This is a genomic window from Pseudomonas sp. RW409 (genome assembly GCF_003184125.1).
Taxonomy (GTDB): Bacteria; Pseudomonadota; Gammaproteobacteria; order Pseudomonadales; family Pseudomonadaceae; genus Aquipseudomonas; species Aquipseudomonas chlororaphis_I.
This window is the reverse complement of record NZ_QHHP01000021.1, coordinates 360,475-374,240: the sequence shown is the minus strand read 5'-3', so window position 1 is coordinate 374,240 and position 13,766 is coordinate 360,475. Positions and strand designations below refer to the sequence as shown.

The following is a 13,766-nucleotide window of genomic DNA, read 5'->3' as shown; positions in this document are numbered from 1 at the left end:
TCACACCAGTTCGTGACGTTGTGCCAACTCGATAAGTTCCGCCATGGAAGTCGCGCGAAGTTTGTGCATGATTCTTTTTTTATAGGTGCTGACGGTCTTGCCACTGAGAAATATGCTGTTGGCTATTTGCGTACTGGTGCTGCCCTTGGCAAAAAGTTGCAACACCATGAGTTCCCGATCACTGAGCAACATCAGGCGGTTCAGTTCGTCGTTCGAAGTTTCATCCTGCCTTGGCGTTTGCAGGGCATGACTCGGAAAGTAGTTGTAGCCGCACAGCACGGCCTTCATGGCGCTGAGCACTTCGCTCAGGTCTTCCTGCTTGCACACATAGCCGCAGGCCCCGGCCTGCATGCAGCGCCCGGCGAACAGGGCTGGCGACTGCGCCGTCAGCACCAGCACCCGCAGCGACTTGTCCAGGGCGCCGAATCGCAACAGCAGCTCCAGCCCGTCGAGCTTGGGAATGCTGATATCGAGCACGATCAGGTCCGGCATGCTGTCACGGACCATTTGCAGGGCATCGACCCCGTTATCGGTTTCGCCGACGACTTTATAACCTTCATGTTCCAGCAACATGCGGATGGCCAGTCGGATAACGGGATGGTCGTCGATGATGAAAACAGAACTCATGGTCAAACCCGTGGGAATAAATACAGGGCTGGACCTTAGCGCAGGCAGGACAGTGGATATATGCGGGTTAAGGCGGGGTTGGGGACAATAAGGCAGTTCTTACATGAAAGACGGTTTCGGATTACAGCGGTTTTTCAGTTGAAAGTAGGAATGAGTATCCAGCCATGTAAAAGGTAAGGAGATGTTGGCGGTTTAGTGCAGTTTTCGCAGGGCAATAAAGGGAGGAGGGAAGGGAACAGAGCGAGGCTGCCCCCCGTTCATGGGGGGCAGCCGATCACGGAGCGCTTGCCTCAGGGCGCTTTCTGATCGATGCCGGCCTGCAACAGCTGGCTGTCGCTATGGCCGCCGACGCGCAGCGGCCCCAGGTTGAACGCCTGATCCTTCTGGGTGGCCTCGTCCTGCTTGCGGGTCAGCTCATCCTTGGCGCCGAGGGCCAGGTTGACCGGCGACTTCGACAGGTTCAGCCCGACGTCGGCACGGTAATCCGTACCGGCCAATGCCGTGGTGCTGACGGTCGAGCCGCCGAGGTCGACCTTGCCCTCGCTGGCGCCGATCCGCGCGCCGCTCAGGCGGGTCTCGCCCGACACTTGCAGGCTCACGCCCCGGGTCCCGCTGATGCCTGAAGCCTCTGCCACGCTGCCCTTGCTCTGACGGCTGACATTCAGGTTCAGGGTCGGCGTGTAGGAAGTGTTGCCGCTCTTGTCGCCGAACAGCACGCCTTCCGCGGTGTTGGTCAGCTTGCTGCCAGCGCCGGTTTTCTCGCTGACGGCGTAGCTGTCGCTGGTTTTCGGCCAGACCCGTTCCTTGAGGCTGGAGAAGCGATCGCCCAAGGCTTCGGTCTTGTCGGCGAGGTAGCCCTTGGCTTTGTCCACGCCGCGACCGAAGGCGCCCTTGGGTTCCGGGTTGACGTCATAGCTGCCGCTGCGGGTGAATTTCTCGCCCAGGCGCTCCTTGGCAATTTCGGCCTTGTTCACCAGGTTGTCCTTGGCCGCCACCAGGCGCTCGGTGCCCTTGTCGACAACGTTTTCCAGCTTCTCGCGGTGCTTGTCGAAACTGCCTTCGGCCTTGGCCTGCAGCTTGTCCTTGAGCGGGCCGGTCTGCTTGGTCAGCTTGTCGACCACGCCAGGCTGGTTCTTCTCGGCGTCCAGGCGGGCGTCGAGGTTGACCGTGGTGCTGCTGAGCTGGTCCTTGCGGCTCTCCACCTTGAGATCGCCACCGATCCGTCCATCCACCTGATTGGCGTCGATGCGCGCACCCGCCAGATGGGTATCGCCGCTGCTGTTGAGCGTCACCTGGTCGGCCTTGATCAGGCTGTTGTGCTGGGTGTTGCTGTGCACCTGCGCGACATCGATCTTGGCCCGGGCGTGGATACCGCGATCGGTTTTCGGCGAGTCGTGTTCGCCGGCGTCGGCGCGGGTGGTCTTGCCGCCGTTGCCGCCGGCGCCCAGGGTCAGGCCCCAGTTGTTGTGGGCCTGGGTGGATTGCGCCGACTCCTGGTAGATCCCGCCGCGGTCAGCGCTGAGGGTGACGTTTTTGCCCTCGACCTGGGTGCCCTGCAAGTGCAGCGCGGTGTTGCTGTCGGAGCCGCTGGCGAGTGTTACCTGGCCATTGCTGTGCAGTTGCCCGCCGGTCTGCTTCTGGTCCTGTTCCGAGACCCGGCCGATGTTGAAGTTGGCGCTCAGGTTGGCGCTCTTGCCGCTGCTCTGCTCGCTGCTGGTCTTGCTGGCGCCGCCGGTCAGGCCGCCACCGAGGTTGCTGCCCTGGCTGCTGTGGGTGTCGACCGCGGCCTGCAGGTCGAGTTTGCCGCCGGCGTTCAGGTTGATGTCGCCGGTCTTGGCGGTTTTGCTGCCGATGGTAGTGCCCTGCAGGATCAGGTCGCCACCGCTGGTCAACTCGACCGGGCCTTTGCCCTGGATGGTCGCGACCCGCGCCTGGCTGTCCTGTTGGTCCAGGCGCTTGTGGTCCAGTTGCACGCCGGCGCCGAGGTTGAGGTTATTGCCGTTGGCGCCCGGGGCGCTGCCGACGGTGAGCGAGGCATCGCCGCGCAGGCTGGAGTCGCTGCTGTTCTGGCGGTCATTGGCCTGGTTCAGCGCCAGTTCGCCGCCGCTGTGCAGCTTGACGCCGGCTTCGCCGCCATCGAACCGGCTGCCTTCGTACTGGCCGTCGCCGCTCAGCGCGATGTCCACGCCCTGTTTGCCGACATAGCTGCCGACCACCGCCTTGCTGCTGTCGCTGCGCTTGTCGCTGCTGCCGCCAGCGCCGCTACCACGTACGTTCAGGTCCTCGCCCGTGGTGGTGTAGACCCGTACGCCAGCCTTGGCGTCCAGCGCCTGCTCGCTGCTGCTGTGGGTATTGCTGGCGGCCTTGGCCACCTGGCTGCCGGCGTCGATCTTCAGCGTGCCTTGGGTGGCCTCGTAGCGGCTGCCCTCATCCTGCAACTGGCCGGCTACCTTGACCTCCACCTGGCCGCCCTGGAACTGGCTGACCACGGCGTTGCTGCCTTGCTCGGTGCGCTGTTTGTTCTGGTGGCCGACTTCCACGTCCAGGCCAACGTTGGGTTGTTCCAGGGCGTCGAGCAGGCCTGGCTGATGGAACTTGCGCTGGGCCACGCCTTCGATGGCTTTTTCCACCGGGCGGGTCAGGCCCTTGTATTCGACGTTGGCGCCGACATCGGCGCTCCAGGTGTTTTCCTTGTGGCTGGTGGACTCAGTGTTGTGCACCGCGCGGTTGTCGACCTGCTCGGCATTCACCAGCAGCTTGCCGCCGGCCTTGACCTGGGCGCCCTCGGTCACCAGGGTGTTGCCGGCCTTGATGGTCAGGTTGCCGCTGGCGGCGATGCCGGTGGTGTTGGCGGTACCGGTGTTATGGGTGTCCTGGGTGCTGCTGTGGGCGAACTCCACACCGTTGCCCGCGCGGTCCAGGCCGCCGGTGTAGTAGAAACCGCCGCCGGTGGTGCGGGTGTCGGTGCTTTCGGTCTTGCTGTCGTGATCGGCCAGCAACTCGACCTGCTGGCCGCTGAGGCTGGCATCGCCGTGGGTGGCCTTCAGGTCGCTGCCCTTGATGCTCAGGTCGCCGCCCGCAGCGACTTGCAGGCTACCGCCGCTGAGGCTTGAACCCTGCTGTTGGGTGTCGCTGGTCTTGACCGTTTTCTGCTGGTCTTCGTAACGCACGCCGGCGCGGTATTGCCGGGTGCCCGGGGCATTTTCCTTGGCATAGGCGTCGAAGCCACGGGTGTGGGTGGTGCTTTCGCTCTGCGAGGTGTTTTGCGCCGAGTCGATCTTGATGTCGCCGCCAGCCTTGGCTTCGAGCTCGCCGGTCGCGGCCACGTGCGCGCCGCTGATGGCGATGTCCTGGGTGCTTTGCAGCTTGAGGTTGCTGTCCGAGCGTAGGTCGCTGGTGACGGTGGTGCTGTCTTTGCGGTTCTGCCGGCTTTCATCCTTGGTGATGCCGAAGAACTTGCTGTCCTTGCTGTAGCTGTTGTCGTGGGAGCGGTCTTGCACGCCGTCGATGGTCAGCGAGCCGTTTTCGCTGATCACGCTGGCCTGCTTGCCGCCACGGGCCTGGCTGCCGCTGATGCGGACCTCGTCGGCCTTGACGATTAGGTTGCCCTTGGCGTTGACCTTGCTGCCCTTGTTCAGGGTCTTGCCCTTGTCGCCGTCGCCGTTCTTGCCGAAGAAGCTGCCGCCGACCAGATCGCCGGAGTAGGACTTGTCGCTGTTGCTCTGGGTGCGGCTGGCACTGGTGATGTCCACCTGGCGCCCGGTCAGCTCGATATTGTTGCTGGCCAGTTCGGCGCCCTGCAGTTGCAGCTGCTTGCGACTGGTCAGTTGTAACTGTTCTTTGGCCTCCAACTGGCTGGTGATACTGCGCTGTTCGCTGCTGGACTTGTCCCAGTCGGCTTTCCACAGGTGTTTGCGGTGGTGGCCCTGGTCGCGTTGTTCGTGGGTTTCGGTGGCGGCGGTCAGGCGCAGGTCGGCGCCGCTGTCGACCGTCAGGTTGTTGCCGGCCTTGATCTGGCTGGCCTTGAGTTCGGTGTTGGCGCGGGCCTTGAGCTCGGCATCGCGGCGGGCGGTCAGCTGGTTGCCGTGCTGACGGCTGTCGCTGTCGGTCAGGGTGCGGTCGTAGGTTTCCCAGGTGATGCCGATGGTGCTGTTGCTCCACTGCTCGCGTTTTTCCTGGAGCTTGCGGCTTTCGATGGCGCTCAGGGTGAGGTTGCGTCCGGCATCGAGCTTGATGTCGCGGGCGCTGACATCGGTGGCGGCGAGGGTCAGGTCCTGGCCGCTGCGCAATTGCACGTCGCCCTGGCTGCTGTGCACGCCGGCACGGACGGCGTCGAGGCTGTCGGGCTTGGCCTGGCCGCTGATCTGCAGGTCGCCGGCAGACGCGATATCCACCCCGTCGTGACCTTTGACCTGCACCGCGCCGACCCGCACGCCGGCGCCTTCGGCGGTGCTGACAATGTTGATGCGCCCGGCCTGCATGGCGCCGAACAGGCTGGCGTCGATGCGCTGCTCTTTGGTGTTACCGGCCGGGTCGGTGCTGAGCACCTTGCCGCTGGCCGGGTCCACGCGGTTGCGTCCGACGGTGAGGTTGAGCTGGTTGCTGGCGGTGATGTCGCCCTGGCTGTCGATGCGCGGGGCGATCAGGTTGATGCTGCCATTGTCGTTCTTCAGGCCTCGGCCCTCGACCGTCAACTGGCCTTTGGCGTCACCGGTGCTCAGGGCTTGCAGCTTGCCGTCGTTGAGCTCGGGGCGACCGACCAGCAGGCTGGCGTTCGGCGTGTTGATGAAGCTGCCGCCGTTGACCGAGATGCCATTGGGGTTGGCCAGCACATAGTCGGCGGCGCGGCCGAAGATCTCCTGGGTACCGTTGAGCGCCGAGGCGTTGCGGCTGATCACCTCGTTGAGAATCACACTGGCGTCCTGGCCGTGGAACTGCGGGTTGGCAGCCAGCTGCCCGGCCAGTTGCGAGGCGCCGGATTGCAGGGAGTTGTTCAGCACCACGCCCTGGCGATCGACGTTGTAGTCGAGGAACTGGTTATGGGAGAGCCCGGCGCCGTTGGGCGCGACGATGTTGACGATCGGCACGCCGTTCTGGTTTTGCAGCTGCGGGATACCGCCCGGGCCCGGGGCCACGGTGATACCGCCGGCCAGCGCCTGCGGCAGATGGGAGACCAGGAGCAGGCTGGCGATGGCCAGGCGCAGTTTGCCCCTGGGGGACAGGTGAAACACAGATGTGTTGTCGGGCATAAGAAGCTCTCTATGTGTGGGCCGAGTGGCGGTGCGCGCTGTTCGTTGCAACGCTGCTGTGGTGTTCAGGCTCGGCTGTTTTTTTCAGGCTGATGCACGGTTCGCGGGACCTCAGATCTGCACACTCAGGCGGGTCAGCCAGGCGGGCGATTCATGGTGAAAACGCTGGGGTGTTTCCAGGCTGTGCTGGTAGTCGACATCGACTTGCACGTTCTTCCAGCTCAGGTTCAGGCCGATGCTGGCGCTGCTCAGGCGCTCGCTGCTGGCGCCTTCTTGCGCCTTGATCCGGCCGTGGTCGAAGGCCAGGCGCGGGGTCAGCTTGACGGGCAGGTCGTTCTGCAACGGCAGGCGCAGGGTGTTGCGCCAGATCCCGCCGATGGCGCCCGAGGCGCTGTTCTCGCGATAGCCGCGCACGGCGGAGTCGTCGGTGCCCAGCAGTTGTTCGATGGCCGGCAGCGGGTCTGGGCTGTACTGCAGCGACAGCTGGCTCTGCCACTGCCAGGGCTGGCTGGCGAAGTGGCCATTGCGCCATTGGCTGAGGCTGGCGCGGTACTTGCGAAACTGCGCCTGCGGCAGGTTTTTCTGCACCTGTTGCGAGTCGCGGTCGGCGCCGAACCAGGTCAGGCCCTGGGCGTAATTGACATCGAGGTTCCACACCGCGCTGTCGAGCCAGAACAGGTTGAGCCCGGCTTCGGCCACGGTCAGGGTCGGGCTCTGGATGCCCAGGCGGACTTTCTCCAGGTAGCTGTCGACATCCTTGTGGGCCAGTTGCAGGTTGGCGCTCAGCTGGTGCCCCTGGTCGCGCCACAGTACGCGATCGGCGCGCAGGCTGAGCAGGTCGGTGCGCCCGCTGTTGTAGAAGGTCACGCTGCTGAGCTTGAACGGCGCCCGGTACTCGGCATGGCTGGCGAACAGGCTGTAGGTCCAGTAGCCGTAGGGGATCGAATAGAAAACGCTGGCGCTGCGGCTGTAGCGCGGACCGTGATTGAGGGTGTCGCTGAAGTTCAGGTTGAGCGCGTCGTTGAGTTGCAGCGGGCTGTCGAGGCTCAGGTTGACGGAGTTGCGGTCGCGTCCGGTACTGGCGCTGCCGAGGTTATCCACACCCAGCCCGAGGGCCCAGCGCGAGGCGCCGCTGCTGCGCGAGCGCAGGATGATCCGCGAGGCGCCGGGCTGGCTGCCGGGGGCGATATCGGCAGTCAGGTCCAGGGAGCGCAGGCGATTGAGCTGGTCCAGGCCCTGTTCCAGGTCGCGCAGGTTCAGCGGTTCGCCGAGCATGCCGGGAAAGGCCCCGGCCAGGGAAACCGGCAGGCTCTGGTCGGCCAGTTCGACGGCCTCGACATAACCTTCGTCGACCACGATATCCAGCGAATGGCCGGCGGCGGGAGCACTGCTCAGGTAGGGGCGGCTGGCGATGTAACCGGCCTCGACATAGATCCGGGTGATCTGCGCCAGCAGGCGGTTGATCCCGTTCACTCCCATGCAGGGCGCGATATAGGGTTCGAGCTGGCGGTTCAACCGGTCTTTCTTGAACAGCGTGACGCCGGCGATCCGTGTGCCGCTCAGGGCCCAGCACTGTTCATCCTGGCCACCCTGGGTGGTTTCGGCGGGAGTGACCGCCGGGGTCCCGAAGCTGCCGCGCTGTAACTGGCGCTGGCGCTGTTCCAGTTGCAGTTGTTGCAGGTCGCGCTGTTGCTGTTGCTGCAGACGCAGGGCTTCCTGACCTGGTTGTGGCATATCGGCGGCGGCCACCGGCAGGGACCCGGCCAGCAGCGAGAGCAGCAACCAGCGACGCAGGCTGGTATGGCAACTTGGGTGACTTGAGGACGTATGGGGCACTCGACATCCTTAACAGTGAAAAACGGACGAGGAAGTGCGGGAACAACTTATCGACACGGATTCATTCCGTGTACTCACTTCCATTTTGACGCTTGAGTCCTGGGCGTGCTCTTTGTTACAGCGAGGGGTGAAATTATTTTCGAACTAACCGTTGGCTTGAAGTTTTAGTGAAGGTACTTAGTTCGCTTGCTATTTGTTTTGCCGGCGATCATCCGGCCTGGGGTCATGAACGGGGAACGATCTATCGAGGCGTGAAATTAACCTTGTTAAGCCATTACGGTTCGAGACTAGCGGAAACGATAAAGTTGATTTGTACGGAATTTGTAATCGACGGGAACCTGCAGGGGCCTTGTGTTGCAAGGGGTTTGGTCCGACGGGTGAGCAGATGTATCGAAAGGTAAAGGTAGGATGTCTGGTTGTTTCGTTAACGGTCTGTTTAATTCAGGTTAGTTGGATTGATTGTTCAGCTACATATATCGGTCACTATCGCTAGTTATAGAGCAAGTGCTCTAGGTGCTGAAGGCTGCCTGGAATAGTGTCGAGACTTGATGGATGTCTAGTGAACGAGGTGGAAGTGAAGGCGCTGTCGAACAGTGCGCAGAAGGCAGCTGATCAAAGTTGAAGTAACGATTGCATCGGGATATTGCCTGATAAGGGCCTAGGGGAATCCCTTAGTTGCCGACTCACACAAGACCGCTCGAACGGCCACCTCGATAACGCGAGGCAGCCGTTCAACGACGGGTCATTGCGGGCTGGAACGCCCGGTCATTTCCCGGGCCATTTCGCTGGCGTAGCTGTCGGTCATGCCGGCGATGAAGTCGATCATGCGCAGGAAGGAGGTGTGCAGCGAACCGTTCGGATCCGGCGCGTTGTTGCCGAGCAGGTCGAGGATCCGCCGGTTCTTGAACGACGGTGTGCGTCCGCCGTGCTGTTCCAGCGCGGCGCCGCAGAACGAGTTGAGGAGGATTTCCAGGGTGGTGTAGGCACCGATCTCGTGCAGGGTCTTGCGCTTGTCCTGGAAGATCTTCTTGCGCGCGATGTCCTTGGCATTGAGCACGCAACGCTTGGCCGGGCCGTGCATGTGTTCCACCAGATCGCCGGGCAGGGTGCCGCTGAGCAGGGCGTCCTGCTGTTCGACGAAGGCCCGGGCGGCGGCGTTGGTCAGGTGCTCGATGGCCTTGCCGCGCAGGATCGCCAGCTTGCGCCGGCGCGAGTCCCGTGGGCCGAGCTGGCGATAGGTTTCCGGCAGGTCGTCGCCCACCAGGCCGAGCAGCAGCGACTCGACTTCGGCATAGTCGAGCAGATCCATCTCCAGCCCGTCCTCGAGGTCGATCAGGGCGTAGCAGATGTCATCGGCGGCCTCCATCAGGTACACCAGCGGATGGCGGGCCCAGCGTTGTTCCTCGAGTTGCGGCAGGCCGAGCTTGTTGGCGATCTGTTCGAGCAACGGCAGTTCGCTCTGGTAGCAGCCGAACTTGTGCTTCTTGTAGCCCAGGGAGTCGGCGTGACGCGCGGTCCAGGGGTACTTCAGGTAGGTGCCGAGGGTGGCGTAGGTCAGCCGCGTGCCACCGTCGAACTGGTGATATTCCAGCTGGGTCAGCACCCGGAAGCCCTGGGCATTGCCTTCGAAATTGAGGAAGTCGTTGCGCTCGTTTTCGCTCATGGCGTCCAGCCAGCCGCGCCCGGCGGCCTGCTGGAACCAGTGACGGATCGCATCTTCGCCGGAGTGGCCGAATGGCGGGTTGCCGATATCGTGGGCCAGGCAGGCCGATTGCACCACCATCCCCAGGTCGCTCGGTTCGCACCACTCGGGCAGGGCGTCGCGAATGGTTTCGCCGACCCGCATGCCCAGGGAGCGACCGACACAGCTGACTTCCAGGGAGTGGGTCAGGCGCGTATGGATATGGTCGTTGCTGGACACCGGGTGCACCTGGGTCTTGCGGCCCAGGCGGCGGAAGGCACCGGAGAAGATGATGCGGTCGTGGTCCTTGTGGAAGGGGCTGCGGCCCAGTTCTTCAGGGCTGTGCAGCGGTTTTCCGAGGCGTTCGCGGGTAAGCAGGGTATGCCAATCCAAGGCGGGGTCTCTCCGTCGAATGACTGATGGGCTAGCTTCCCGGTTCGCGCCAGCGCCTGCAAGTGGAACTAAAGCCCCGCGGCATCGATATCGATCAACAGCAGGCGCTGGCCATTGTCGAAGAACTGCCCGGCGGTCAGGCAGTACTGGTTGCTGGTGGCGTCGCGGTAGGTGTTGGACAGGGTCAGCCGCCGCTCGTCCCAGCCTTCGGCCAGCAGGTGGTAGAAGTAAGGACGCCACGACCAGTTGTGGCCGACGTAGCTGTGGTCGGCCTGCCAGCGCTCGTGGCGCCATTCCAGGTTCGGCGTCAGCTGGGTGCCGTGGCGATCGCATTGATAGAAGCGCAACAACCAGGGAAAGGCATCCACCTGCGGTAACCGTTCGATCGGGGCCCGGGCCTGGGCCCAATCCTGCAGCAGGGTCATCAGCTCCGCGAGTTGCTGGCGCATCTGCATCAGGCGTCCGCGTTCGGCCAGTTTCTGCTGCACATAGCGCTGGCGCGCCCGGGCAAAAGGCGCGACGAAAGCATCGCTGGCGAAGAACGCCTGCTCGGCCCGGGCAAACAGGAAACCCTGGACATACCGCGAGCCGCATTCCAGGGCGAAGTTGAGTTCGGTTTCGCTCTCGACTCCTTCGGCGATGATCCAGCAGCCGGTCTTCTCGGCCATCTGCGCCAGGGCCTTGACCACGTCACTGCTGGGCCCGCCACGGGCCGCGGCCTGGAACAGGCGCATGTCGAGCTTGAGAATGTCCGGTTGCAGGGCCAGCACCCGGTCGAGCTGGGAGTAGCCGGCGCCGAAGTCGTCGATGGCGATCCGCGCGCCGGCTTCGCGGTAGCGCGCCACCACTTCGCTCAGGCGCTGGCTGTTGCCGCTCAACTCGGTGATTTCGAAGACCACGCGCCGCGGATCGACGCCCTGTTGCTGCAATTGCCTGAGGCTCGGCAACGGCTGGCCGGCGCGCAGGCGGCTGATCCAGCGGGGCGAGATATTGAGGCTCAGGAACCAGTCCGCGGGCGCTTCATGCAGGCGGCTCAGGGCGTCGGCGCGAATCAGCCGGTCGAGCCGGCGCAGGGCGGTGGAAGAGGTCCGGGGATCGTTGAACAATGGGCCGACCGACAGCAGTTGGCCGTTCGGTTGGCGCAGGCGGCCCAGGGCTTCGACACCGGCAATGCGGCCAGTGGCGGTGTCGATGAAGGGTTGAAAGCAGGCAAGCGGTTGCCCGTCGATCACGGGGCCTCCTTGGTTGATCTTGTTGATCTTGGGCGGCGCGCCGACGCAACAGGCAGGCAAGGCCCGACCTCTCGTGAGAGAGGCCGGGGCGCAGCTATTGCGGGAACGGTTGCAAGAATGCAGCCAGATGGTGGCGGCTCAATGCTTGCTCGAAGAACCTTGCATGACCAGCTTGATCAGCGGCAACAGGCCGGCGCTGAGCCGTACCAGTCGGGCGAAGTTTCTGACGCTGCCGCTCTTGGCGCCCTTGCCGGTGAGAAACCCCAACAGGGTCACGGCGGCCACACCCCACAACGGCGCGTGCTTGATGCCGAAGCCCTGTTGCCAGCTTTGGCCAAGGCCACGGACCCGCTGCAAGGGTTGCAGCAATTGATGGGATTCGTGGCGGATTTCCTGGCGATGCATTTCCATGCGCAGGCGGATCAGCGCCTTGCGCATTTCGCGCCGGGAATTGGTTTGCGGAATGTCCGGCAGGCTCATGGCAGCAGGCGCTCCCTGTCATTGGCCAGCTCTTCGAGGGTGGCATGGAAGGGCGAGGATTCATCGAAAATCGCCGCCTTCAGGCGCAGGGCGCAGAACAGCGCGGCCAGCGTATAGAAGACGCACAGCCCGGTGATGGCGGTCAGGCGATAGGTGTCCCAGAACAGGATCAGCACCAGCGTCGACAGGCCTACCAACAGCAGCAGGGCGAACACCAGGGTCAACCCGGCGAACAACAGCAGGCTGACGGTTCTGGCTTTCTGTTCCTGCAACTCGATACCGAACAGTTCGACGTGGCTGTGCAACAAACCCAGGAAAGCAGCGCCCAGGCGCCGCGTTGAGGAGCCTTGGCCCGCGGTGGAGCCGGATTCATCGATAGCCATATCAGCGCCGGGTCGCCAGCAGGCCGATCAGGAAGCCCACGCCCGCCGCGATGCCCACTGCTTGCCAGGGGTTGTTCTGCACATAGTCTTCGGTGGCAGTGACCGCCGCCTCGCCGCGTTCGCGCAGCGATTGCTCGGTCAGTTGCAGGGTCTCGCGGGCGCGCAGCAGGCTGTCGTGAATCTGTGTGCGCAATTCGTCCGCCTGTTCGCCCGCCAGGGTGGCGGTGTGTTCCAGCAGGCGTTCCGTGTCACTGACCAGTGCCTGAAAGTCCGCCATCAGGGTTTCTTGAGCTGTCTTGGTGGTTTTGCTGGCCATGATGATCTCCATAGTGGCGTTCTGAAGGGTTCGAGTATGAGCCTTGCGCGAAGGTTCAGTGCAATTGTCTGGTACAGCTTTTGCTTTGTCCTGGTGCGTAAACACGGGTGGTTGCGCCGAAAGCGCGCAGGATGCGGTGCCTGGCAGCTAAAACCTTACCCTAAAAAATCAACACTTATGGAAACACCCCCGAGCGATACACCTCTCTCGAAAAAGCGTCGCGCCAAAATGGGTCGCAATACGTAGGTCGACAGGACCTTAGGTGCCAAGTTGGTGCAAAAACGCTCGAGCGGCTCGCGGATAATTCCTGCTATCAGGTCTGCCCATTCCATGGAAAATCTGCAAAGCGCTGTGGACACTCTGGTCCATGGTTCCAATACCCTGTTTATCCTCATCGGTGCGGTCATGGTCCTGGCCATGCATGCCGGCTTCGCCTTTCTCGAGGTGGGCACGGTGCGCCAGAAAAACCAGGTCAACGCCTTGTCGAAGATCCTCAGCGACTTCGCGGTCTCGACCCTGGCCTATTTCTTTATAGGCTATTGGATCTCCTACGGCGTCAGCTTCCTGCAACCGGCGGCGGTGATCAGCGCCGATCACGGCTACGGGCTGGTGAAGTTCTTCTTCCTGCTGACGTTCGCCGCGGCCATTCCGGCGATCATTTCCGGCGGCATCGCCGAGCGTGCGCGGTTCGTCCCGCAGCTCTGCGCCACGGCGCTGATCGTGGCCTTCATCTATCCCTTCTTCGAAGGCCTGGTGTGGAACGGCAACTACGGCCTGCAAGCCTGGCTGCAGGAGAGCTTCGGCGCAGGCTTCCATGATTTCGCCGGCTCGGTGGTGGTGCATGCCATGGGCGGCTGGCTGGCGCTGGCCGCGGTGCTGTTGCTCGGGCCGCGCAACGGGCGCTACCGCGACGGCAAGCTGGTGGCGTTCGCGCCGTCGAGCATTCCGTTCCTGGCCTTGGGTTCGTGGATCCTGATTGTCGGCTGGTTCGGCTTCAACGTGATGAGCGCGCAGACCCTGCAGGCGGTCAGCGGGCTGGTGGCGGTGAACTCGCTGATGGCCATGGTCGGCGGCACGGTGGCGGCGTTGATCGTCGGGCGTAACGACCCGGGCTTTTTGCACAACGGCCCGCTGGCCGGGCTGGTGGCGATCTGCGCCGGCTCCGACCTGATGCACCCGGTGGGAGCGTTGATCACCGGGGCGATCGCCGGCGCGCTGTTCGTCTGGTGCTTTATCGCCACCCAGACGCGCTGGAAGATCGACGATGTGCTGGGTGTCTGGCCATTGCATGGTGTGTGCGGTGTGTGGGGCGGTATTGCCTGTGGGGTCTTCGGCCAGAGCGCCCTGGGTGGCCTGGGCGGTGTCAGCCTGATCAGCCAGTTGATCGGTACCGGCCTGGGCGTGCTGGTGGCGCTGGTCGGCGGCTTCCTGGTGTATGGCGCGATCAAGGCGCTCTGCGGCCTGCGCCTGACCCAGGAGCAGGAGTACTACGGCGCCGACCTGTCGCTGCACAAGATCGGCGCGGTCAGCCAGGACTGAAGCCTTGCGGCCCGGGCTGGAGCCTCCAGC

The 13,766-nt window shown here is 63.5% G+C and carries 9 protein-coding genes; 1 reads left to right on the top strand and 8 read right to left on the bottom strand.

Features of this window, described 5'->3' with window-relative positions; all coding sequences use genetic code 11:
• The 8 genes from DK261_RS10455 to DK261_RS10420 form a co-directional block, all read right to left on the bottom strand.
• The gene (locus DK261_RS10455) at nucleotides 1–627 is read right to left on the bottom strand and encodes a response regulator transcription factor (RefSeq protein ID WP_009050106.1); all 627 of its coding nucleotides are present in this window, start codon (nucleotides 625–627) and stop codon (nucleotides 1–3) included.
• A 290-nt stretch (nucleotides 628–917) separates the two neighbouring features.
• A complete protein-coding gene (locus DK261_RS10450) occupies nucleotides 918–5,876 on the bottom strand; it encodes a hemagglutinin repeat-containing protein (RefSeq protein WP_110175682.1) in 4,959 nt (1,652 codons plus the stop codon).
• A 111-nt stretch (nucleotides 5,877–5,987) separates the two neighbouring features.
• Nucleotides 5,988–7,712 (bottom strand): ShlB/FhaC/HecB family hemolysin secretion/activation protein, encoded by a 1,725-nt coding sequence (locus DK261_RS10445; RefSeq protein ID WP_009050104.1) that lies wholly within the window; start codon nucleotides 7,710–7,712, stop codon nucleotides 5,988–5,990.
• A 742-nt stretch (nucleotides 7,713–8,454) separates the two neighbouring features.
• On the bottom strand, nucleotides 8,455–9,786 hold the full coding sequence (locus DK261_RS10440; protein WP_028683053.1) for a deoxyguanosinetriphosphate triphosphohydrolase: 1,332 nt from the start codon (nucleotides 9,784–9,786) through the stop codon (nucleotides 8,455–8,457).
• Between the two features lie 68 nt (nucleotides 9,787–9,854).
• Nucleotides 9,855–11,018 carry an EAL domain-containing protein gene (locus DK261_RS10435; protein ID WP_009050102.1) on the bottom strand — a complete coding sequence of 388 codons (1,164 nt, stop codon included), beginning with the start codon at nucleotides 11,016–11,018 and terminating at the stop codon, nucleotides 9,855–9,857.
• Between the two features lie 138 nt (nucleotides 11,019–11,156).
• Nucleotides 11,157–11,498 (bottom strand): hypothetical protein, encoded by a 342-nt coding sequence (locus tag DK261_RS10430; RefSeq protein ID WP_009050101.1) that lies wholly within the window; start codon nucleotides 11,496–11,498, stop codon nucleotides 11,157–11,159.
• Complete coding sequence (locus DK261_RS10425; RefSeq protein WP_009050100.1) at nucleotides 11,495–11,881, bottom strand: phage holin family protein; 387 nt, start codon at nucleotides 11,879–11,881, stop codon at nucleotides 11,495–11,497. Before DK261_RS10425 ends, DK261_RS10430 begins: the two co-directional genes overlap by 4 nt.
• Before the next feature lies 1 nt (nucleotide 11,882).
• The gene (locus DK261_RS10420; RefSeq protein ID WP_009050099.1) at nucleotides 11,883–12,197 is read right to left on the bottom strand and encodes a YqjD family protein; all 315 of its coding nucleotides are present in this window, start codon (nucleotides 12,195–12,197) and stop codon (nucleotides 11,883–11,885) included.
• A gap of 330 nt (nucleotides 12,198–12,527) precedes the next feature.
• Between DK261_RS10420 and DK261_RS10415 the strand changes: the two genes are divergently transcribed.
• Entirely contained in the window at nucleotides 12,528–13,736 is a 1,209-nt protein-coding gene (locus DK261_RS10415) for an ammonium transporter (protein ID WP_009050098.1), read from the top strand.
• Nucleotides 13,737–13,766 lie beyond the last annotated feature (30 nt).

Excerpts from the sequence above, each read along its gene's own strand:
- DK261_RS10455 (WP_009050106.1), bottom strand. The coding sequence starts at position 627 with ATGAGTTCTGTTTTCATCATCGACGACCATCCCGTTATCCGACTGGCC.
- DK261_RS10450 (WP_110175682.1), bottom strand. The coding sequence starts at position 5,876 with ATGCCCGACAACACATCTGTGTTTCACCTGTCCCCCAGGGGCAAACTG.
- DK261_RS10430 (WP_009050101.1), bottom strand. The coding sequence starts at position 11,498 with ATGAGCCTGCCGGACATTCCGCAAACCAATTCCCGGCGCGAAATGCGC.
- DK261_RS10425 (WP_009050100.1), bottom strand. The coding sequence starts at position 11,881 with ATGGCTATCGATGAATCCGGCTCCACCGCGGGCCAAGGCTCCTCAACG.
- DK261_RS10420 (WP_009050099.1), bottom strand. The coding sequence starts at position 12,197 with ATGGCCAGCAAAACCACCAAGACAGCTCAAGAAACCCTGATGGCGGAC.
- DK261_RS10415 (WP_009050098.1), top strand. The coding sequence starts at position 12,528 with ATGGAAAATCTGCAAAGCGCTGTGGACACTCTGGTCCATGGTTCCAAT.